The 20,076-nt window shown below is 62.8% G+C and carries 30 protein-coding genes; 6 read left to right on the top strand and 24 right to left on the bottom strand.

Going from position 1 to position 20,076, the window contains the following annotated elements; translation table 11 throughout:
* The 6 genes from D4Q51_RS12835 to D4Q51_RS12810 all read left to right on the top strand — a co-directional run bounded on the left by D4Q51_RS12835 (position 1) and on the right by D4Q51_RS12810 (position 4,352).
* Positions 1-339, top strand: coding sequence for a hypothetical protein (locus D4Q51_RS12835; RefSeq protein ID WP_120078163.1), 339 nt, complete (start codon positions 1-3; stop codon positions 337-339).
* Entirely contained in the window at positions 332-1,747 is a 1,416-nt protein-coding gene (gene lpdA / locus D4Q51_RS12830) for a dihydrolipoyl dehydrogenase (RefSeq protein ID WP_120078162.1), read from the top strand. Before D4Q51_RS12835 ends, lpdA begins: the two co-directional genes overlap by 8 nt.
* Before the next feature lie 70 nt (positions 1,748-1,817).
* A complete protein-coding gene (locus tag D4Q51_RS12825; RefSeq protein WP_162925324.1) occupies positions 1,818-2,567 on the top strand; it encodes a hypothetical protein in 750 nt (249 codons plus the stop codon).
* A complete protein-coding gene (locus tag D4Q51_RS12820) occupies positions 2,564-2,995 on the top strand; it encodes a VOC family protein (RefSeq protein WP_120078160.1) in 432 nt (143 codons plus the stop codon). The genes D4Q51_RS12825 and D4Q51_RS12820 overlap by 4 nt, the downstream gene beginning before the upstream one ends.
* 32 nt (positions 2,996-3,027) lie before the next feature.
* The gene (locus D4Q51_RS12815) at positions 3,028-3,729 is read left to right on the top strand and encodes a PepSY domain-containing protein (protein WP_120078159.1); all 702 of its coding nucleotides are present in this window, start codon (positions 3,028-3,030) and stop codon (positions 3,727-3,729) included.
* Positions 3,726-4,352, top strand: coding sequence for a trimeric intracellular cation channel family protein (locus tag D4Q51_RS12810; RefSeq protein ID WP_120078158.1), 627 nt, complete (start codon positions 3,726-3,728; stop codon positions 4,350-4,352). The genes D4Q51_RS12815 and D4Q51_RS12810 overlap by 4 nt, the downstream gene beginning before the upstream one ends.
* Here the strand turns inward: D4Q51_RS12810 and D4Q51_RS12805 are convergent.
* From D4Q51_RS12805 to rpsC, 24 genes are all read right to left on the bottom strand, one after another.
* The gene (locus D4Q51_RS12805) at positions 4,349-5,200 is read right to left on the bottom strand and encodes a hypothetical protein (RefSeq protein WP_205689497.1); all 852 of its coding nucleotides are present in this window, start codon (positions 5,198-5,200) and stop codon (positions 4,349-4,351) included. The two genes, D4Q51_RS12810 and D4Q51_RS12805, sit on opposite strands and share 4 nt — an antisense overlap.
* Positions 5,201-5,297: 97 nt before the next feature.
* Positions 5,298-5,870: a hypothetical protein gene (locus D4Q51_RS12800; RefSeq protein ID WP_120078156.1), complete on the bottom strand. Its 573-nt coding sequence runs from the start codon at positions 5,868-5,870 to the stop codon at positions 5,298-5,300.
* Positions 5,871-6,000: 130 nt separating this feature from the next.
* Positions 6,001-8,130: a prolyl oligopeptidase family serine peptidase gene (locus D4Q51_RS12795; protein ID WP_120078155.1), complete on the bottom strand. Its 2,130-nt coding sequence runs from the start codon at positions 8,128-8,130 to the stop codon at positions 6,001-6,003.
* A 161-nt stretch (positions 8,131-8,291) separates the two neighbouring features.
* Positions 8,292-8,711, bottom strand: coding sequence for a 50S ribosomal protein L17 (gene rplQ / locus D4Q51_RS12790; RefSeq protein WP_120078154.1), 420 nt, complete (start codon positions 8,709-8,711; stop codon positions 8,292-8,294).
* Between the two features lie 92 nt (positions 8,712-8,803).
* Positions 8,804-9,859, bottom strand: a complete 1,056-nt coding sequence (locus D4Q51_RS12785) for a DNA-directed RNA polymerase subunit alpha (protein WP_120078153.1) — start codon at positions 9,857-9,859, stop codon at positions 8,804-8,806.
* Positions 9,860-9,976: 117 nt separating this feature from the next.
* On the bottom strand, positions 9,977-10,366 hold the full coding sequence (rpsK, locus tag D4Q51_RS12780) for a 30S ribosomal protein S11 (RefSeq protein WP_047003266.1): 390 nt from the start codon (positions 10,364-10,366) through the stop codon (positions 9,977-9,979).
* A gap of 51 nt (positions 10,367-10,417) precedes the next feature.
* Positions 10,418-10,786, bottom strand: coding sequence for a 30S ribosomal protein S13 (rpsM, locus tag D4Q51_RS12775; RefSeq protein ID WP_120078152.1), 369 nt, complete (start codon positions 10,784-10,786; stop codon positions 10,418-10,420).
* 288 nt (positions 10,787-11,074) lie between these two features.
* The gene (locus D4Q51_RS12770; protein ID WP_240624721.1) at positions 11,075-11,626 is read right to left on the bottom strand and encodes an SRPBCC domain-containing protein; all 552 of its coding nucleotides are present in this window, start codon (positions 11,624-11,626) and stop codon (positions 11,075-11,077) included.
* Positions 11,627-11,664: 38 nt separating this feature from the next.
* Entirely contained in the window at positions 11,665-12,315 is a 651-nt protein-coding gene (locus D4Q51_RS12765) for an adenylate kinase (RefSeq protein ID WP_120078150.1), read from the bottom strand.
* Positions 12,316-12,356: 41 nt separating this feature from the next.
* The gene (secY, locus tag D4Q51_RS12760) at positions 12,357-13,721 is read right to left on the bottom strand and encodes a preprotein translocase subunit SecY (protein ID WP_120078742.1); all 1,365 of its coding nucleotides are present in this window, start codon (positions 13,719-13,721) and stop codon (positions 12,357-12,359) included.
* A gap of 105 nt (positions 13,722-13,826) precedes the next feature.
* Complete coding sequence (rplO, locus tag D4Q51_RS12755) at positions 13,827-14,354, bottom strand: 50S ribosomal protein L15 (protein ID WP_120078149.1); 528 nt, start codon at positions 14,352-14,354, stop codon at positions 13,827-13,829.
* A gap of 100 nt (positions 14,355-14,454) precedes the next feature.
* Positions 14,455-14,634: a 50S ribosomal protein L30 gene (gene rpmD / locus D4Q51_RS12750; RefSeq protein ID WP_119584472.1), complete on the bottom strand. Its 180-nt coding sequence runs from the start codon at positions 14,632-14,634 to the stop codon at positions 14,455-14,457.
* A 6-nt stretch (positions 14,635-14,640) separates the two neighbouring features.
* Positions 14,641-15,438 (bottom strand): 30S ribosomal protein S5, encoded by a 798-nt coding sequence (rpsE, locus tag D4Q51_RS12745; RefSeq protein WP_420807543.1) that lies wholly within the window; start codon positions 15,436-15,438, stop codon positions 14,641-14,643.
* A 2-nt stretch (positions 15,439-15,440) separates the two neighbouring features.
* Positions 15,441-15,785: a 50S ribosomal protein L18 gene (rplR, locus tag D4Q51_RS12740; RefSeq protein ID WP_120078147.1), complete on the bottom strand. Its 345-nt coding sequence runs from the start codon at positions 15,783-15,785 to the stop codon at positions 15,441-15,443.
* 1 nt (position 15,786) lies between these two features.
* Positions 15,787-16,320: a 50S ribosomal protein L6 gene (gene rplF / locus D4Q51_RS12735; protein WP_120078146.1), complete on the bottom strand. Its 534-nt coding sequence runs from the start codon at positions 16,318-16,320 to the stop codon at positions 15,787-15,789.
* The gene (gene rpsH / locus D4Q51_RS12730) at positions 16,320-16,715 is read right to left on the bottom strand and encodes a 30S ribosomal protein S8 (RefSeq protein ID WP_120078145.1); all 396 of its coding nucleotides are present in this window, start codon (positions 16,713-16,715) and stop codon (positions 16,320-16,322) included. The genes rplF and rpsH overlap by 1 nt, the downstream gene beginning before the upstream one ends.
* An 11-nt stretch (positions 16,716-16,726) precedes the next feature.
* Positions 16,727-17,032, bottom strand: coding sequence for a 30S ribosomal protein S14 (gene rpsN / locus D4Q51_RS12725; RefSeq protein WP_120078144.1), 306 nt, complete (start codon positions 17,030-17,032; stop codon positions 16,727-16,729).
* Between the two features lie 43 nt (positions 17,033-17,075).
* Positions 17,076-17,654: a 50S ribosomal protein L5 gene (gene rplE / locus D4Q51_RS12720; protein WP_120078143.1), complete on the bottom strand. Its 579-nt coding sequence runs from the start codon at positions 17,652-17,654 to the stop codon at positions 17,076-17,078.
* Positions 17,647-17,967 (bottom strand): 50S ribosomal protein L24, encoded by a 321-nt coding sequence (gene rplX, locus D4Q51_RS12715; protein WP_120078142.1) that lies wholly within the window; start codon positions 17,965-17,967, stop codon positions 17,647-17,649. Before rplX ends, rplE begins: the two co-directional genes overlap by 8 nt.
* Complete coding sequence (gene rplN, locus D4Q51_RS12710; RefSeq protein WP_120078141.1) at positions 17,967-18,335, bottom strand: 50S ribosomal protein L14; 369 nt, start codon at positions 18,333-18,335, stop codon at positions 17,967-17,969. The genes rplX and rplN overlap by 1 nt, the downstream gene beginning before the upstream one ends.
* Positions 18,336-18,405: 70 nt before the next feature.
* Complete coding sequence (gene rpsQ, locus D4Q51_RS12705) at positions 18,406-18,708, bottom strand: 30S ribosomal protein S17 (protein ID WP_120078140.1); 303 nt, start codon at positions 18,706-18,708, stop codon at positions 18,406-18,408.
* 10 nt (positions 18,709-18,718) lie between these two features.
* Positions 18,719-18,934, bottom strand: coding sequence for a 50S ribosomal protein L29 (gene rpmC / locus D4Q51_RS12700; protein ID WP_120078139.1), 216 nt, complete (start codon positions 18,932-18,934; stop codon positions 18,719-18,721).
* The gene (gene rplP / locus D4Q51_RS12695; protein ID WP_120078138.1) at positions 18,934-19,368 is read right to left on the bottom strand and encodes a 50S ribosomal protein L16; all 435 of its coding nucleotides are present in this window, start codon (positions 19,366-19,368) and stop codon (positions 18,934-18,936) included. Before rplP ends, rpmC begins: the two co-directional genes overlap by 1 nt.
* 11 nt (positions 19,369-19,379) lie before the next feature.
* Positions 19,380-20,075 (bottom strand): 30S ribosomal protein S3, encoded by a 696-nt coding sequence (gene rpsC / locus D4Q51_RS12690; protein WP_120078137.1) that lies wholly within the window; start codon positions 20,073-20,075, stop codon positions 19,380-19,382.
* Position 20,076: the final 1 nt, after the last annotated feature.

Raw genomic sequence — 20,076 nt, 5'->3', positions numbered from 1 at the left:
ATGATGCGCATCAAACGCCCCCTCTTGTTGTTGGCAGGTGCCGCGTCCCTGGGTGGATGCGATGCTGCGACCGATATCGCCGGCGATGCGTTCGAAGGCGAACTGCGCAACAGCGTCACGGCACAGTGCGAGCAGGTTGCCGAAGGTGCAAGCATCGCAGGCCCGCGCATCAGCCAGGTGTGCGAATGCGTTGCCGATACCTATATCGAGGACTCCGACCTTACCCTGGAAGACATAAGCCAGGAGCGGGTTACATCCATCGTCAACGATTGCGCGGCCTCCACGGACCCCGATCTCGAAACGAACCAAACGACACCAGCGGAGGAAGCAGGTGGCTGAGAATTACGATTATGACGTCCTTGTTATCGGTGCCGGTCCCGGCGGCTATGTCGCGGCCATTCGCGCCGCGCAGCTCGGGCTGAAAACCGCCTGCGCCGAAAGCCGCGAGACGCTGGGCGGGACCTGCCTCAATGTCGGCTGCATTCCCTCCAAGGCCATGCTGCACGCGTCCGAGTTCTACGACGCTGCCGCCAATGGCGCGATGGAGCACATGGGTATCGAGGTGACGCCCAAGCTGAACATGGACAAGCTGCACGGCCAGCGGATCGAGGCCGTCGACGGGCTCACCAAGGGCATCGAGTTCCTGTTCAAGAAGAACAAGGTCGACTGGAAGAAGGGCCACGCGAAGTTCGTGGACGCGCACACCGTGGACGTGGGCGGCGAGACAGTGACGGCAAAGGAAGTGGTGATAGCCACCGGTTCCAGCGTCACGCCGCTCCCCAATGTCGAAGTCGACAACTCCAAGCACGTGGTGGTCGATTCCACCGGAGCTCTGGAACTGCCCAAGGTGCCGGAACACATGGTGGTGATCGGTGCGGGCGTGATCGGCCTCGAACTCGGCAGCGTCTGGCGCCGTCTGGGCGCGAAAGTCACCTGCGTCGAATTCCTCGACGAGGTGCTGCCCGGCATGGACGGCGACGTACGCAAGGAATCGCGTAAGATTTTCAAGAAGCAGGGCATCGAATTCAAGCTTTCCACCAAGGTCACCGGCGTATCGGTGAAAGGCAAGAAGGCCACGCTGACACTCGAGCCTGCCAAGGGTGGTGACGAGGAAACGATGACCGCCGACTGTGTGCTGGTATCTATTGGCCGTAAGCCTAATACCGAGGGCCTTGGTCTTGAGAACATCGGCCTCGAAACCAACGATCGCGGCCAGATCGAGGTGGACGGCGAATTCCGCACCTCGGTCGAGGGCGTGCGCGCCATCGGTGACGTGGCGCCTGGCCCGATGCTCGCTCACAAGGCCGAGGATGAAGGCATCGCCGTTGCCGAATGGATTGCGGGCGAGACCGGCATCGTGAATCACGATGTGATTCCGTCGGTCGTCTACACCTGGCCCGAAATCGCCGGCGTTGGCCTGACCGAGGAGCAGGCTGTCGAGAAGATGGGCGGCGACAAGAAAGCCGTGAAGACGTCCAAGTTCCCGATGATGGCCAACTCCCGCGCCAAGACCAACCACGAGCCGGACGGCTTCGTGAAAGTGATCGCGGAAGCCGAGAGCGACCGCGTGCTGGGCGTCTGGGCCATTGCCTCTGTCGCCGGAACGATGATCGCCGAAGCCGCGCTGGCCATGGAATTCGGCGCAACGAGCGAGGACATCGCCTACACCTGCCATGCCCACCCCACCCATGCCGAGGCCCTGAAAGAGGCCGCGATGGGCGTGCAGGGCAAGCCGATCCACATCTGAGGTGCCTTTCCGGGATCGCGTCCCCGCGCTTTTTGCGCTCGCGATCCCGGTGCTGGCGGGTGCGCTGTACATGGCGCTTGCCGGAGCGCCCTCGCACTACGCGCTGAACAACCTCGGCGCGCTGGTGCTGGCTTGCCTGTGGATCCTCGCCGGGCGCGGCCCACACACTTCGCTCAGTCGCCACCTGATGACCGGCGTGCTCCTGTTCAGCCTGCTCACCCCGCTTGCTGTCAGCCCGGAGACGACATCCGTTACGGGCGACCGGGTGATGCGCTGGTTCCCGTTCGGCTCGCTGAACTTGCACACGGGGATGCTGGTCGCACCCGCTCTGTGCGTGCTGGCCGCAAGGCACCGCACCCTCGGTGCCCCGATTCTTCTGGCGGCCATCGCTTGCGTCTGGTTCCAGCCGGATGCGGCGACGGGATTTGCCCTGACCTTTGCCGCCGTTGGCCTGCACCATGTCACCCGCGACTGGAAGGTCGGCGCGGTCGCAATCATCGGGTTCTTTGCCTCGATCAACATGGCGCTGCGCGGTGAACTGCCGCCGCAACCCTTCGTCGAGCGAGTGCTGGTCGAGGCCGCCGGTATAAGCATTTTTCTCGCTATCGCCCTTGGGCTCGCTCTGGCCGTAGCGTTCGCGCTGGTGCTGTTCGCGATACCGTTCGACCGTGAGAAGCGCTTCGCCCTCGCCGGGCTTCTGTTCGGCTTTGCCGTGCTCGCCCTCATGTCGACCTACCCCACCCCGTTGATCGGCTACGGCGCCTCCCCCATACTCGGCTTCGGCCTCGCCCTCGGACTGCACAGGATACCCAAGAGATGACCCAGCTTTCCCCCTTCCACCTCGCCTTCCCCGTCGACAACTTGGAGGCCGCGCGCGACTTCTGGGGCGACGTGATGGGCTGCAAGGAAGGTCGCTCCAGCAAGGACTGGTGCGACTTCGATTTCTACGGTCACCAGATCGTGGCGCACCAGGCGCCTTCCATCGTCGCCAAGGCGGGTCACGGCACCAATCCCGTGAACGGCGACGAGGTGCCGGTGCCGCATTTCGGCATCGTGCTGGAGATGGAAGAATGGAAGGCGCTGGCCGAACGGCTGATCGAAAAAGGCGTTGAGTTCGACATCGCCCCGCGCATCCGCTTCCAAGGTGAACCGGGGGCGCAGGCGACGATGTTCTTCCGCGATCCCGCAGGCAACGCCATCGAGATGAAGGCCTTCGCCGACCGCTCCAAACTGTTCGCCACGCACTAGCGGCGCGCCGCCGGAGGGACTATCGGGCGCACATGGCAAAGCAGACAATCATGCGGCGGTTCGCCAAGTGGCACATCTGGCTGGGATGGCTGGTGGGCGTGCCCGTGCTGATGTGGACCGTCACCGGGCTCATCATGGTGTGGCATCCCATTGAATACGTGCGCGGCAACCACCTGCGCGCCGAATTGCCGCCTGTCGAGACGGCCACGCTGGTCATGCCGCAACTCAGTGGCCCGGTGCGGAGCATGACGCTGGATAGCTTCCCCGATGGTGCGGGCTGGATCGTGGTGGAGGAGGACGGTGGCCGCTACCGCTACTCGCCCACGGACGGGCGGCTCTACAATCCGGTGCTGGAACGGGACGCGCGCGCCATTGCCAAGGCGGCCTATGCAGGAGATGCCGCATTGGAAGCGCTCACCTATTTCCCCGGCGACGCCACCCCGATGGACCTGCGCGCAGGCACGAACGCATGGCAGGCGCGCTTTGCCGACGACACGCATATCTACATCCACTCGCAGACCGGGGAAATTCTCGCGGTGCGCAGCGGATGGTGGCGCGTGTTCGATTTCGTGTGGGGCCTGCACATCATGGACCTGCAGGAACGCGAGGATACCAGCCATCCGATCCTGATCGTCTTCGCCGCGCTGGGCGTGGCAGGATCGCTGCTGGGCTGCGTGCTGATGTTCCGCCGCCGCAAGGCGCGCGTGAAGGTGCCAAATGAGGTAACGGCATGATCGCCCCCGTCCTGCCCCCGTTCCTCGATCTGGGCGGAACAGCCGTCTTCGCGCTATCGGGCGCATTGCTGGCGGCGCGGCTTAATCAGACCTTCGTGACCTGCGCCTTCTTCGCTTTGCTGACGGGTGTTGGCGGCGGGTCGGTGCGCGACGCGCTGCTGGGCGTGCCCGCTTTCTGGCTGCGCGATTTCTGGGTTGCCCCGGTCATTCTGATCACCGCGCTGATCGCGTGGTTCATCCCGCGCAAGTGGTGGCAAGGCAGGGACAGCTGGCTCGAATGGGCCGACGCGATGGGTCTGGCGCTGTTCAGCACGCTTGGTGTCGCCAAAGCGCTCGCCTTCGATGTCGCGCCCTTCCCCGCCATTATCCTAGGTGTAGTGACGGGATGCGTGGGCGGCATCGTGCGCGACGTTATCGCGGGCGTGCCCAGCATCCTGATGCGGCCCGAGCTCTACGTGACGGCAGCCGCCCTCGCCTCCTCGCTGTGCGGGATCATGCTGCTGCTGGGGATGCAGCAAGGCTGGGCCATGGCAATCGCCGCGCTGGCAGGGTTCGTGCTGCGCGGCGCGGCGATGGTGTGGCGGATCGAACTACCCGCCTATTCGAAGGAAGTGCCCGACTAGCGGGCAGGTTGCTCGAAATCGGGAGCATGCGCCGTGGTGTAGCGGCCATCGCCTTCCCATTCGCCGTCCTCGATGTCGCCGTCGACCTGCCAGTCTTCGTCGTAGCCTTCCTCGCCCGGCAGCGGACCGCCGGGATAGGCCGGGCGCGGATCGTCGGCACCGGGAACATCGCTGACGGGGGCCTCATCGTAGGAATAGGCTTCATCCGCCGCCGTGCGCGTGGTGGCGCGGGCGCGGGAATAGGCCGCATCGCTCAACTGGCCGGTGGCGGAAGCGGCAGGTGCCTGCCAGGAATAGGCGACACCGCCGTAATCGATGCTGCGCACTTCGCCCGAATTGTCGATGAAGCAGGTCCAGCGCTCGCCGTTTTCCAGCGAGCCGGACACGTTCCACCCACCGGCGTTGCGGTCCGCCCGGTCGACGTTCTCGACCCGGTTGTTGCGATACTCGACCTGGTCGACGCACATGTCGACAGCGCTCTCGATACCGCGGCTGTCATAGCGATCGCGGCGATCGTCGTAGCGCACGCGCTCTCGGCGATCGTCGTAGCGATCCCGGTCCCGGTTGCGGTTCGAGGAACTGAGAATGGCGGCCAGCACGCCCACCACGGCGACGCCTGCGATCACGTCGCCTGCATCCACTCCGCGGTTATGGCGGTGGCGATAGGGGCGATAGCGGCGCCACTGGTTCGCTTCACCCGCGCCGACCGGGAGAACCTCTGCCTGCGGGGCTACACTCGCGGGAACAGCGGCCAGCGGCATGTCCAGCGCGACCGCAGGCGTTGCGGCCATGGACATGGCTGCAGCAAGCGCAGTGGCGCCTGCGAGACGTGATGGACGGAATGTCATGGTCGGTTCCCCTGGGAATACGGATTGCGGATATGGCTAGGCGGTCCAGACTGACTTCAGCCTGAACCGCCCGGCAGTCATGTTAGAGGATCGGCGATCAAAGGCCGCGGATACCGTCGATGTCGATATCCCTCACCCGGCCACGGTCGATCTCACACTTGAAGCGGCCCTCGTCCCAGCCATCGTTGCGATATCCGCGGCGGTAGTCATTCCGGCCCCACCCGCGACGGTCGCGATAGCGATAGTCGTCGCGCACAGCGATCCGGCCTTCGACCTCGTAGCCGCGACGTTCACGGTCGACATCGCGAATTTCGTAAACTTCGGCGCGGCTTCCGGTTCGGCGCTGCGCATAGCGTTCCACTTCGCGGACGCACTGCTCGACGGCATAGCGGCCATTGTCGTAGGCGCCGCGATAGCTGCCACGGTAGTGCCGGCGATCATAGCGGTAGTCGCGGTCGTAGCGATCGTTGTTGCCGGAGGACAGGATGGCGGCAAGGCCACCCAGAACCACAGCACCGGCAATCACTTCACCGGCAGAAATGCCACCGCGATCGCGATCACGATAACGGTGATCATCCGCCATGGCGGGAGTGGCCATGCCCATCACCATCGCGCCAGCCGCGACGGTTCCGAGCGTGCCCTTGGCGATAGCCTTGGTAATGGACTGCATGAGGTTTCTCCTTCTCGTGCCGATGACGGGATCGCCATCGTTGAGTAGGGTTCTACCCGAGTCGGCGTGAGGTCTCGCTGAACCCACGTGTTAGCGAATATTCAGGAAAGTGACCTCCTACCTGAACGCCCTATTTCGTCGGTTCAAGCCCGGTCCACCGGGCAAGGAAAGCCGCGATATCAGATGCTTCCGCGATGGCCTTGTCCGTTGGCTTTCCCGATCCGTGGCCTGCACGCGTCTCGATCCGGATGATCTGCGGGCGTTCTCCAAGGTCCTCCGCCTGCAATGCGGCGGTGTATTTGAAAGAATGTCCGGGCACCACGCGGTCGTCGGTATCGGCCGTCGTCACCAGCAGGGCGGGATAGTCCGTATCGGGCTGGATGTTGTGCAGCGGAGAGTAGGTCCGCAGGATCCGCCAGTCTTCCTCGCGGTCAGGGTAGCCGTAATCGTCCACCCAATAGCGCCCGGCGGTCCACTGGTCGAAGCGCAGCATGTCCATCACGCCAACGGCCGCGTTGCCCGCGGCGAACAGGTCCGGACGCTGGTTGGCGACCGCGCCGACCAGCAGGCCGCCGTTGGAGCCGCCCTGAATGGCGAGGCCGTCTTCCGGCGTCACCCCTTCAGCGATCAGGAACTCGCCCGCCGCGATGAAATCGTCGAACACGTTCTGCTTGTTCGCGCGGCGGCCGGCGTCGTGCCAGGCCTTGCCGTATTCGCCGCCGCCACGGATGTTGGCGAGCGCGAAGGCACCGCCTGCCTCAACCCATGCAAGGCGACTGGTGGAGAAGCCGGGAGTAAGCGAGACATCGAAGCCACCGTAGCCGTACAGCAGCGTGGGCACGGCTTCACCGCTCGCGGCCACCTCTGCGCTGCGCATGATGAACATGGGTACGCGGGTGCCGTCCTTGCTTTCGTAGAAGCGCTGCTCGACCACGAAGTCGTCGGGTTCGAAGCTCAGTTCGGGCTCGGCGAAGACGGTGCTGTCGCCAGTCGCCACGTCGTAACGGTAAATGGTGGCTGGGCGGTTGAAGCTGGAGAAGCTGTAGAACATTTCCGGGCTGTCGGGATCGCCGTAGAAGCCACCGGCGCTGCCGATGCCTGCGAAGTCCATCTCGCGCACCAGTTCGCCGTCCAGCGAATAGACGTAGGCGGCGCTGGATGCGTCTTCGAGGTATTCGAGCACCAAGTGCCCGCCCACCAGTGAGGCATTGGCGATCGGTTGTTCACGCTCGGCGATGACCTCGCTCCAGCCAGCTTCGGGCGCGTCCATGTCGATGGAGACAACGCGGTAGAGGGGCGCGTCCTCGTTCGTGGTGAAGAACAGGCGCGAGCCGACGGAATCGATCAGGCTCCAACTGTTCTCGAAGCCGGGAACGAGCACGCGCGTGTCCCATCCGTCGGAAAGGTCGATCACGTTCACTTCGTAACGGGAATCGGTGCCGGTGGACGAGGTGACGATGGCCCAGCGGCCGTCGCTGGTGGTCTGCGCGGTGTGGTTACGCTCCGGATGCTCGGGCGTTGCGAACACAAGCTTGTCGGCCGCCTGATCGGTACCGAGGGCGTGATAATGGACCGATTGATCCATGTTCAGCGCCTGGAAGTCCTCGCCCTCTTCGGGTTCGGGGAAGCGGGAATAAAGTAAGCCCTCGTTGCCCACCCACGAGAGCGAGGTGAACTTGGCCCAGCGGATCTCGCCACCGATCTGCTCGCCGGTCGCCACATCCATCACGCGCAGGATACGCCAGTCGGTACCGCCGTCCTGCACGGAGTAAAGGAGCTTCGAGCCATCGGGCGACGGCACCCAGCCTGCGAGCGCGGTGGCGCCATCGTCGGCCCATTCGTTCGGGTCGATCAGCAGGCGAGGCTCTGCATCGAGACTGTCACGCACATAGAGCGGCGACTGGTTCTGCAGGCCGGAATTGCCGGTGTAGAAATAGCGTCCGCCGCGCTCCACGGGGACGGAGAAGCGCTCGTAATCGTAAAGTTCGCCGATACGCTGTGTGAACCAGTCACGCGCGGGCAGCGCTTCGAGGTATGCGTCGGTCACGGCGTTCTGCCGTTCTACCCAGTCGGCCACCTCCGCGCTGTTGCGCACGTCCTCTTCCAGCCAGCGGTAGGGATCGGCCACTTTCTCGCCGAAGATAGTCTCGGAAACGTCGCCCTGGCGCGTTTCGGGATAGTCTGGTGCAGTCATGTCCTGGGCGATAGCGGGTATGGCAGAAGCGGCAAGCAGCGATGCTGCGACAATGTGAAAACGCATGGAATCTCCGCGTGATAGGCAATTGGTTGACGATGTAACCATTGCCTCTGCGGATGCAAGGCGGTCCTTTGGACTACTCTGGCAAATCCATCGGGAGCGCATAAGAAAAGGGCCGCCGGATTGCTCCGACGACCCTCCTCTTGTTCGCTTCTACGAGGCGCTTACGCGTCTTCGTATTCATCCTCGGTCATCACCGGGCCGCTGTCCTGGCCCTTGGCATCTTCGTCGCGGTCGACGAGTTCGATGTAGGCGATGGCAGCGGCGTCAGACGCACGGTAGCCGGCCTTGATGATGCGGGTGTAGCCGCCGTTGCGGTCGGCGTAACGCTCGGCCAGCACTTCGAACAGCTTCTTTTCCTGCGCTTCGTCCATCAGGCGGCTGTGCGCCAGGCGACGGTTGGAAAGGCCGCCACGCTTTGCCAGCGTGATCAGCTTCTCGACATAGGGACGCAGTTCCTTGGCCTTGGCCGTGGTGGTGAGGATCTGCTCGTGCTTGATCAGCGCAGCAGCCATGTTGCGGAACATGGCAGTGCGGTGCTGGCTCTTGCGGCTGAGCTTACGGCCGGAAATACCGTGACGCATATTCTTTACTCCAGTTCGAAAAGGGCCCGTTTTACGGAAAAGCCCAGTGCAGGCCGGAAAACGGGGTCCGGCCCAAGCCCCTGTGGTGGCAATTAGCCGAGCAGTTCCTGCTCCAGCTTCTTGGCCATTTCCTCGATGTTCTCGGGCGGCCAGCCCGGAATGTCCATGCCGAGGCGCAGGCCCATCGAGGAAAGTACTTCCTTGATCTCGTTGAGCGACTTGCGACCGAAGTTCGGCGTGCGGAGCATCTCAGCCTCGGTCTTCTGGACCAGGTCGCCGATGTAGATAATGTTGTCGTTCTTCAGGCAGTTGGCCGAACGCACCGACAGTTCCAGCTCGTCGACCTTCTTCAGGAGGTAGCGGTTGAGCTGGTTGGTGTCGCTTTCCTGCGGCTCTGCGGCAACGCCGATCATGGCGCTGGAGGGCTGCGGGATGCCGTCCTCGAAGTGGACGAACAGCGTCAGCTGGTCCTGCAGGATGCGCGCGGCGTAGGCGATGGCATCTTCAGGGGTGACGGTGCCGTCGGTCTCGATGGTCAGCGAAAGCTTGTCGAAGTCCAGTTCCTGGCCAACGCGGGCATTCTCGACCTTGTAGCTCACCTGCTTGATCGGCGAGTACAGGCTGTCGACCGGGATCAGGCCGATCGGCGCATCGGCCGGACGGTTCTGCACGGCGGGCGAGTAGCCCTTGCCGGTGTCAGCGGTCAGCTCCATGTTGAGCGTGGCGCCTTCGTCCAGGTGGCACAGCACCAGGTCCTTGTTCAGCACTTCGATATCGCCGGAAACGGCAATGTCGCCGGCCTTCACTTCGCCGGGGCCGGTTGCGGAAAGCTGCAGGCGCTTGGGACCTTCACCTTCCATCTTCAGCGCAATCTGCTTCACATTGAGGACGATGTCGGTAACGTCTTCACGCACACCGGCGAGAGACGAGAATTCGTGCAGCACGTTCTCGATCTTGATCGAGGTGATGGCGGCACCCTGAAGGCTGGCAAGCAGGACGCGGCGCAGGGCGTTGCCGAGCGTCAGGCCGTAGCCACGCTCGAGCGGTTCGGCGACGAAAGTAGCCTTGCGCTTCTTGTCGGAGCCTTCCTTGATCTCGAGGGTGTTGGGCTTCTTCAGTTCCTGCCAGTTCTTCGTATTGACGGACATGGACTTCCCCTAAAGGTATTTCGTGGCGCAAAGGCCGCGGAGCGCTGGAGCGCCGCGGCCGATGCGAGTGACTTGGTGCGGGAGCCCTGAACTACAAGGCCCCGCGGCAGGCTTCGATCAGACGCGGCGACGCTTGGAAGGCCGCACACCGTTGTGCGGGATCGGCGTCACGTCGCGGATGCTGGTGATGGTGAAGCCCACCGCCTGCAGCGCCCGCAGCGCGCTTTCACGGCCCGAACCCGGACCCTTGATTTCCACCTCGAGCGTGCGGACGCCGTGTTCGGCGGCCTTCTTGCCCGCATCATCAGCAGCAACCTGCGCTGCGTAAGGAGTCGACTTGCGGCTGCCCTTGAAGCCCATCATGCCGGCGCTGGACCAGCTGATCGCATTGCCCTGCGCATCGGTGATGGTGATCATGGTGTTGTTGAAGCTGGCGTTGACGTGGGCAACACCGCTGGAAATGTTCTTCTTGTCACGGCGCCGAATACGGCCTGGTTCGCGTGCCATTGTTCGTGTTCCTCGTATCTAGTCAGAAGGAAAAGCTGCGGAGGACCGCGCTTACTTCTTCTTGCCGGCGATCGGCTTGGCCTTGCCCTTGCGGGTGCGGGCGTTGGTGTGGGTGCGCTGACCGCGGACGGGCAGGCCCTTGCGGTGACGCAGGCCACGATAGCAGGCGAGGTCCATCAGGCGCTTGATGTTCATCGCGGTTTCGCGACGCAGGTCGCCTTCCACGGTGAATTCGGCGTCGATGGTTTCACGGATCTGCAGGACTTCGGCGTCCGTCAGGTCCTGCACGCGGCGCGAGTGATCGATGCCGAGCTTGTCGGCGATCTTCTTCGCAGTGGTGGGACCGATACCGTGAATGTAGGTGAGCGCGACGATAACGCGCTTGTTGGTGGGGATGTTCACCCCGGCAATACGAGCCACTTAATTCTCCATGCTCCACAGGGGTTTCATCACTGGGGATGCCCCTATCTCATCGCTACAAAAACCTATCCGCCCGCCTCGAAAGCAAAAACAGGGGGCTTGCCGATGGCTGCCGCCTGATAGTGACTATCGATACCAATGGACGAATAGAGGGCGCAGATAGGGTGATTCTGCCTGTTCGTCAACAGGCGAAAGGGCGCATACGGAATCTTCCGCTGCGCTGCTGAAACCCCTCGGTTTCGATGGAGGCTATATAACCCGTCTCAGCGACCTAGTCAAAACCCCGCATCACTCGCCCTGCCCCGCTTCTTCCACAGCTCCGCCGAGACGGTCGACCAGCGCGGTCAGGAATTCTGTCTGGACCGAATCCACCACCGGCGCAAATTGCGCAGCCGGGAAGCGCGCCTCGCCGCCGGTTACGTAATCCCAGTTGATGCGCGTGCCCTTCTCGACATCCTCCAGCGTCACGGTCAGCGTACCGGCCAGCCCTTCCGCCTGCAGCGGCCCGAGCGATCCGGACATGCGTAGCGTGCTTCCCGGCATGACCATGATGACGCGCATGTGCTCGACCGAACCCTCCCCCCAGCCATCGGCGGCGGGCAGGGCCTCGCAGAAACAGCCGCCAGCGCGGGGATCCAGCGAAAGGTTGGTCGAGTCGTTCGACCAGGTGTGGCTCCACCAGTCTTCCGGGTGGACAAGTGCTTCCCAGACTGCCTGGCGATCCGCAGCGACCACTGCGCTGTCGTGCGTGGCAAATCCACCGGTGGACGATTCGACCACTTCGGCAGAAGCGGGCACGGCCACCAGGCCGAGAACCAGTGCTGTAGCTAGATTGCGCAAGAATCCCTCCATCCAATGACGGAAGGATAGCGCGCAGGTCAGGCGGAGGCCAAGACCTTCTCGATGGCGGTCGTTACCTCGTCGATCGAAGCCATGCCATCCACCCGCTGCACGATGCCGCGCTGCTCATAGTAAGGAAGGATCGGCGCGGTCTTGGCGCGGTATTCCTTCATGCGCGTACGCACCGTTTCCGCATTGTCATCGGGACGACGCTTGAATTCGGTGGAACCGCACTTGTCGCACACGCCCTCGATCTCGGGCTGCTTGTGGCGATCGTGATAGCCCTCGCCGCAATTCGCGCAGGTGTAGCGACCCTCCACGCGGTCGACCAAAGCCTCCTCGTCGACCACCAGTTCGATCACGTGGGCGAGCTTGCGCCCATGCTTGGCGAGCAATTCGTCCAGCGCGACAGCCTGTGCCTCGGTGCGGGGATAGCCGTCGAATATCGCGCCCACATCCTCGCCCATCGCGGCCAGTTCGGCATCGATCAGCGCGGACACGATATCGTCGGAGACCAGTTCGCCGCGATCCATCACCGCCTTGGCCTCGACGCCGACCGGTGTCTGCGCCTTTACGGCGGCGCGTAGCATATCGCCCGTGGAAAGCTGCTTCATGCCGTGATGTTCGACCAGCAGGTTTGCCTGGGTGCCCTTGCCTGCGCCCGGAGGGCCGAGAAGGATGATATTCATGAAACGCGATTCCCCCGAGTGAAGAAGCGTCGGACGCTAGACTAGCGCATCCGCCCCTTCAACTTCGCCTTCTTGATGAGGTCGCCATACTGGTGAGCCAGCAGGTGCGACTGGATCTGGCTGATGGTGTCGACGGTCACGTTGACGACGATCAGCAGGCTGGTGCCGCCAAGGAACAGCGGCAGGCCGGTCTGCGCGATACCCCATTCGGGAATGATGCAGACAGCGGTGAGATAGATGGCGCCAACCACGGTGATGCGCGTGAGCACGTAGTCGAGGTAGTCGGCGGTGCGCTTGCCCGGACGGATGCCGGGAATGAAGCCGCCATTCTTCTTCAGGTTCTCCGCCGTGTCTTCCGGGTTGAAGACAACCGCGGTGTAGAAGAAGCAGAAGAACATGATGCCGAGGCCATAGAGCAGCATGTAGAGCGGCTGCCCGTGCGCCAGGTACTGGTTCAGCGTCACGATGGTGCTGCCCCATGCGCTGTCGGTATCGACCGAGTTGCCGGCAAATTGCGTGATCGTCAGCGGCAGCAGCAGCAGTGAGCTGGCAAAGATCGGCGGAATGACGCCTGCGGTGTTGAGCTTCAGCGGCAGGTGCGAACGGTCCGCCTGCATCCCGCCGCGCTGCGTCGCGCGCTTGGGATACTGGATCAGGAGCCGCCGCTGGGCGCGCTCGAAGAAACAGATCACGAGGATCAGCACGACGACCATCACGACAAGCCCGCCGATCAGCACCCCACTGATCGAGCCGGTGCGACCGCCTTCGAAAAGGTTGGCGGTGAAGGTCGGGAACTGGGCGACGATGCCGGCCATGATGATCAGAGACACACCGTTGCCGATGCCGCGCGCGGTGATCTGCTCACCCAGCCACAGCAGGAACATGGTGCCGCCAACCAGGTTGATGACGGCCACGACCTTGAACATGATGCCGGGGTCGACGACCGCCTGCAGGCCGCTGGATGCGCCGTAGGCTTCGAGACCACTGGCCAGGAACCAGCCCTGGATCGCGCACAGGAAAACCGTGCCGTAACGGGTGTACTGGTTCAGTTTCTTGCGCCCGGCCTCGCCTTCCTTCTTCAGCGCCATCAGGCTGGGATGCAGCGAGGCTGCCAGCTGGATCACGATGGAGGCGGTGATGTACGGCATCACACCCAGCGCAATCAGGCTCATACGCTCCAGCGAACCGCCGGAGAACATGTTGAACATGTCGAGGATGCCGCCGCGCGTCTGGTCGTACAGCGTTTCCAGGATCAGCGGATTCACGCCGGGCAGCGGCACAAAGCTGAGGAAACGGAAGACGATGAGCGCACCGATGGTGAACCAGATGCGCTGCTTGAGTTCGGTAGCCTTGCTGAAGTTGGAGAAACTCAGCGAGCTTGCGAGATTATCGGCGCGAGATGCCATGGGAAATATCTGAATCCTGGTATTGGGCGCCGGACCCTCCCGGCTCAGGAAGGCTAGATAGGGATGCGCGGGCCCGATGTCGAACCCGCGCACCCCATTTTCTGGTTACTTGGCTTCCTTGGCAGCCTTGTTGGCGTCGCGGCGAGCAGCCTTCTTCTCATGCTCGGGCTTGCCAGGATCGATCACGTCGACCTTGCCACCAGCCTTCTCGACAGCTGCGATGGCGCCCTTGGAAGCACCGGCAACGTTGAAGGTAAGTTTGGCGGTCAGTTCGCCCTTGGCAAGCAGGCGCACGCCGTCCTTGCCACCGCGAGCCACTCCGGCGGCCTTGAGCGCGGCGTGATCGATGGTGTTCTTGGCGTCGAGCTTGCCGTTGTCGACAAGCTTCTGGACCTGGCCGATGTTTACTTCGGCATAGTCCTTGCCGAATGGATTGTTGAAGCCGCGCTTCGGCAGGCGCATGTGAAGGGGCATCTGGCCCCCTTCGAAGCCCTTGACGGCAACGCCCGAGCGGCTCTTCTGGCCCTTTTGGCCACGACCGGCGGTCTTGCCCTTGCCCGAGCCGATGCCACGGCCCACGCGGATGCGACCCTTACGGGCGCCTTCATTGTCACGGATGTCGTTAAGTTTCATAGTCTGCACTCGCTTTCGCTCTGTTCGCGCTAAAAATGGAAGCGGCCCGCTACGCGAGCGGGCCACGACCGTCAAATTGTTTCGCGGGTCGCAAAGGGCCTCAGCCCTCCACGATCTCCACCATGTGCGGCACCTTTGCGATGGCGCCGCGCACTTCCGGGGTGTCCTTCAGTTCGACAACCTTGTGCATCTTGTTCAGCCCGAGGCCGATCAGGATCTTGCGCTGGCTTTCGGGACGACGGATCGGCGAACCGATCTGCTTTATCTTGATGGTAGCCATCTTGAATTACTCCGTGATCGCTTCAGCTTCGGCCTGGGCCTCGGCTTCGCTCACCTGGCCACCGCGACCCAGCAGGTCGGCAACCTTCTTGCCACGACGCTGGGCAACCGACTTCGGCGAAGACTGGTTCACCAGCGCGTCGAAGGTGGCGCGGATCATGTTGTAGGGGTTGGACGTGCCGATCGACTTGGTCACCACGTCGGCAACGCCAAGGCTTTCGAACACGGCACGCATCGGGCCACCGGCGATGATACCCGTACCGGCCGGAGCCGAACGCACGTTCACCTTGCCTGCGCCGAAGTGACCCTTGCCGTCGTGATGGAGGGTGCGACCTTCCTTCAGCGGAACACGGATCATCTTCTTCTTGGCAGCGGCGGTCGCCTTGTTGATGGCTTCCGGCACTTCGCGGGCCTTGCCGTGGCCGAAGCCAACGCGGCCCTTGCCGTCACCCACCACGACGAGCGCGGCGAAACCGAAGCGCTTACCGCCCTTCACCACCTTGGCGACGCGGTTGATGTGGACGAGCTTTTCAATCAGCTCCTCGCCATCATCGTCGCCACGGTTGCCACGGCGATCGTCACGGCCACCGCGACCACGGCCACGGCCACCGCCACCGCCACGATTGTCATCACGGTTGCCGCCCCGGCCACCACGCTGACGCGGGCGGCCTTCGTCGGCCTGCGCGGGCGACTGGTTCTCAGCCGCTTCGGTGGTTTCCAGCGTCGGGGTCGGAGTCGAACCTTCGATGTTCTGCTCGACCTGCGCCTCGGCGCCGGTTTCTTCGTTCTTGTTTTCGTCAGCCATCATCAGAACTCCAGCCCGCCTTCACGAGCGGCATCAGCCAGCGCCTTGACGCGGCCATGGAACAGGAACCCGCCGCGATCGAACACGACAGTCGTCACGCCAGCCTTCTTTGCGGCGGCGGCGATATCGCTGCCGACCTTCTTGGCAGCATCGACATTGGCGCCCGAGCCCTTGCCACCCAGCGTGCTGGCGGCGGCGACGGTACGGCCGTCCTTGTCGTCGATGATCTGCGCGTAGATGTGCTGGCCGGTGCGGTGCACGGACAGGCGCGGCTTGTCGCCCGAGCGCTTGCGAAGCGCGGTGCGCACGCGGCGGCGGCGACGTTCAAAGAGAGAAAGCTTTGCCATCTTACTTCTTCTTCCCTTCCTTGCGGAAGATATACTCACCGCGATACTTCACGCCCTTGCCCTTGTAGGGCTCCGGCTTGCGCCATTCGCGGATCTCGGCAGCGAACTGACCGACCTTCTGCTTGTCGATGCCCGAAATCTCGACCGTGGTCTGGTCGGGCGTCTTCACTTCGACACCTTCCGGAACATCCAGGTCGACGTCGTGGCTGAAACCAAGCTGCAGCTTGAGCTTCTTGCCCTGCGCCGATGCACGATAGCCGACGCCGGTGATTTCCAGCACCTTTGTGAAACCTTCGGTGACACCGTCGACCAGGTTCTGAACGAGGGTGCGCTGCATGCCCCAGAACTGACGCGCCTTCTGCGTCTTGTTCGCGGGCTGCACCGAAATTTCCTCATTCTCGATCTTGTAATCGATCAGATCGATCGTGGACATGGAGAGCTCTCCCTTGGGGCCCTTCACGGTCAACGTGCCGTTCTCGATCTTGGCAGTCACCCCGCTGGGGAGCGCTACCGGACGTTTGCCAATGCGGCTCATCAGAACACCTCCGCCAGCACTTCGCCGCCGACGTTCTCGATGCGCGCTTCGTTGTCCGAAAGCACGCCCTTGGGCGTCGAGACGATGGTGATGCCGAGGCCGTTACGCACTGCCGGCAGCTCTTTGCTACCCGAGTAGATGCGGCGGCCCGGCTTGGAGACACGGGCAACGTGCTTGATCGCAGGTTCGCCCTCGAAATACTTCAGTTCGATCCGCAGTGCGGGGTGCTTGCCGCTGCTGTCTTCGCTGTAGCCACGGATGTAGCCTTCGCGCTGAAGCACTTCGAGCACGTTCGCACGCAGCTTGGAAGCGGGAGACAGGACGGAGTCCTTCTTCGCCTGCTGGCCGTTGCGGATACGGGTGAGCATATCACCCAGGGGATCGGTCATAGCCATCTATCGTTTCCTCACCAGCTCGACTTGGTCACGCCCGGAATCAGGCCCTTGTTGGCCAGGTTCCGGAGTTCGATGCGGTTAAGCCCGAACTTGCGGTAGTAGCCACGCGGGCGGCCGGTGGTGGTGCAGCGGTTGCGCACACGAGTGGGGTTCGCATTACGCGGCAGCTCAGCCATCTTCAGGCGGGCCATGAGGCGCTCGGTATCGTCGAGCGACTCATCGTCGGCAATTGCCTTCAGCTTCGCGTACTTTTCCGCGTACTTCTTGACGAGTGCTTTGCGCTTCTCGTTCTTGTTGATGGAACTCAGTTTCGCCATTGGACTTAAGCTCTCTCTTGCTTCTTCAGTTCAAGGAAACGGCTCACGCCGCTTCCTTCTCTTCGGCGCTTTCGGCCGGGAACGGGAAACCGAACAGGCGCAGCAGTTCGCGCGCTTCTTCGTCGGTCTTGGCGGAGGTGGTGACGATGATGTCCATGCCGCGCACCTTTTCGATCTTGTCGTAGCTGATCTCCGGGAAGATGATCTGCTCCTTGATGCCCATGGCGTAGTTGCCATTGCCATCGAAGCTCTTCGGATTCAGGCCACGGAAGTCGCGGATGCGGGGCATTGCGATCGTCACCAGGCGGTCGAGGAATTCGTACATGCGATCGCGACGCAGGTTCACCTTGCAGCCGATGGGCATGCCGTCGCGCAGCTTGAACTGTGCGATCGACTTCTTGGCCTTGGTGATCACCGGCTTCTGGCCAGCGATACGTTCCATTTCCTCGGCAGCGGTCTGGACCTTCTTCTTGTCCTGGCTCGCTTCGCCCACGCCCATGTTGAGCGTGATCTTTTCCAGACGAGGAACCTCCATGTGGTTCTTGTAACCGAACTTCTCGGTCATCGCTTTCGCGATCTCGTCCTGGTACTTCTTCTTCAGGCGGGGTGTGTAATCAGCCATCGATGGTCTCCCCGGACTTGACGGCGACGCGCACCTTCTTGCCGTCCTTTTCTTCGAAACGGACGCGGGTGGGCTTGCCATCCTTGGGATCTGCAACGGCAACCTTGGCGATTGCCATCGGGGCGGGCACACGGTCGATGCCGCCCTGCGGATTAGCCTGCGAAGGCTTGCGGTGACGGGTCATCACGTTGACGCCCTCGACGAGGATCTTGCCTTCCTTCGGCATGACCTTCTGGACGGTGCCGGTCTGGCCCTTGTCCTTGCCCGAGAGCACGACGACCGTGTCGCCCTTCTTGATCTTAGCGGATGCCATCAGAGCACCTCCGGAGCGAGCGAGATGATCTTCATGAAGCCCTTGCCGCGAAGTTCGCGCACGACGGGGCCGAAGATACGGGTGCCGAGCGGCTCCTCGTTCTTGTTCACGAGCACCGCGGCGTTGCTGTCGAAGCGGATCACGGTGCCATCGGGACGACGAACGTCCTTCTTGGTACGCACGATAACCGCACGGTGCACGTCGCCCTTCTTAACGCGGGCGCGCGGCTGGGCTTCCTTCACGGAAACCACGATCACATCGCCGACAGACGCGGTACGACGCTTAGACCCGCCCAGCACCTTGATGCACTGGACGCGCTTTGCGCCGCTGTTGTCCGCGACGTCGAGATTGGATTGCATCTGGATCATCGATCCGGTTCCTTCTCTTGGCTTGCCGGGACGGTCCGATCATTCGGTGCCCGGCAGTTCCTACGTCTAATTACTCAGCGCCACCGGGGGTGGCTTCGGCGACTTCCAGATCCGCTTCCACGGCCTGGCCTCGGCTCGCGACCAGGCGATCCTTCACCGCCCAGGTCTTGGTCTTGGAGATCGGTCTGGTCTCCTCGATACGAACCTTGTCGCCTACGACATATTCGTTCTTCTCGTCGTGAGCGTGATACTTCTTCGAACGCTTGATGATCTTGCCGTAAAGCGGGTGCTTCACGCGGCGTTCGACGAGCACGGTCACGGTCTTGTCGGTCTTGTCGGAGGTGACAGTCCCGGTCAGGATACGCTTGGGCATTGTCTACTCCTTACGCTTTCGCTGCTTCGCGGGCGCGTTCGCCCTGAAGCGTCTTGATGCGCGCGATCTGGCGACGGACTTCCTTGACGCGGGCCGGACCTTCCAGCTGGTTGGTCGCAGCCTGGAAACGCAGGTTGAACTGCTCTTTCTTGAGCATGGTCAGCGCTTCGTTCAGTTGGTCGTCGGTCTTCGTGCGCAGGTCTTCGGTGTTGCTCTTGTCAGCCATTATTCGCCTCCCAGGTGCGAGGTGTCGCCGAAGCGGGCGATGACCTTGGTCTTGATGGGCAGCTTCATGGCAGCGCGTTCGAAAGCGAGCGCGGCCACGGGGCCGGGAACGCCGTCGAGTTCGAACAGGACGCGGCCCGGCTTCACGCGAGCGGCCCAGTATTCGACGGAACCTTTGCCCTTACCCTGACGGACTTCGGCAGGCTTCTTCGAAACGGGAACGTCGGGGAACACGCGGATCCACAGGCGACCCTGGCGCTTCATCGCACGGGTAATGGCACGACGGGCAGCCTCGATCTGGCGAGCGGTCAGACGCTCGGGCTCGAGAGCCTTGAGACCATAGGCGCCGAAGTTGAGGGTGGTGCCACCCTTGGCGGTGCCATGGATCTTGCCCTTGAAGGCCTTGCGATACTTGGTCTTTTTCGGTTGCAGCATGGTTCTTTACCTCAACGAGCCGGGCGGACGCCGGACGTCTGCGATTCCATCATCAGGCGGTCCTGCGAGGTCGGATCGTGACCCAGGATCTCGCCCTTGAAGACCCACACCTTGATGCCGATGATGCCATAGGCGGTCAGCGCCTCGGCTTCGGCATAGTCGATGTTGGCGCGCAGCGTGTGCAGCGGCACGCGGCCTTCGCGGTACTGTTCGACGCGGGCGATTTCGGCACCACCCAGACGGCCGCCGCACATGATCTTGATGCCTTCGGCACCAAGACGCATGGCCGACTGCATCGCGCGCTTCATGGCACGACGGAAGGCGACACGGCGAACCAGCTGGTCGGCAATGCCCTGGGCGACGAGCTTGGCGTCGATTTCCGGCTTGCGGATCTCGACGATGTTCAGCTTCACTTCGCTTTCGGTCATGGTCGACAGCTTGGCGCGCAGCTTCTCGATGTCGGCGCCCTTCTTGCCGATGATGACGCCGGGACGCGCAGCATAGATAGAGATGCGGCACAGCTTGGCCGGACGCTCGATCACCACCTTCGAAATCGCTGCCTGCGGCAGGGTATCGATGATGTACTTGCGGATCTCGATGTCTTCCTTGAGCAGCTTGGCATAGTCGCCACCTTCGGCGTACCAGCGGCTGTCCCAGGTGCGGTTGATCTGCAGGCGCAGACCGATCGGATTGCTCTTGTGACCCATC

Source organism: Aurantiacibacter odishensis, from assembly GCF_003605195.1.
GTDB classification, from domain to species: domain Bacteria; phylum Pseudomonadota; class Alphaproteobacteria; order Sphingomonadales; family Sphingomonadaceae; genus Alteraurantiacibacter; species Alteraurantiacibacter odishensis.
Note: the sequence above shows the minus strand (reverse complement) of the source record. Positions and strands in the feature narration are given on the sequence as shown.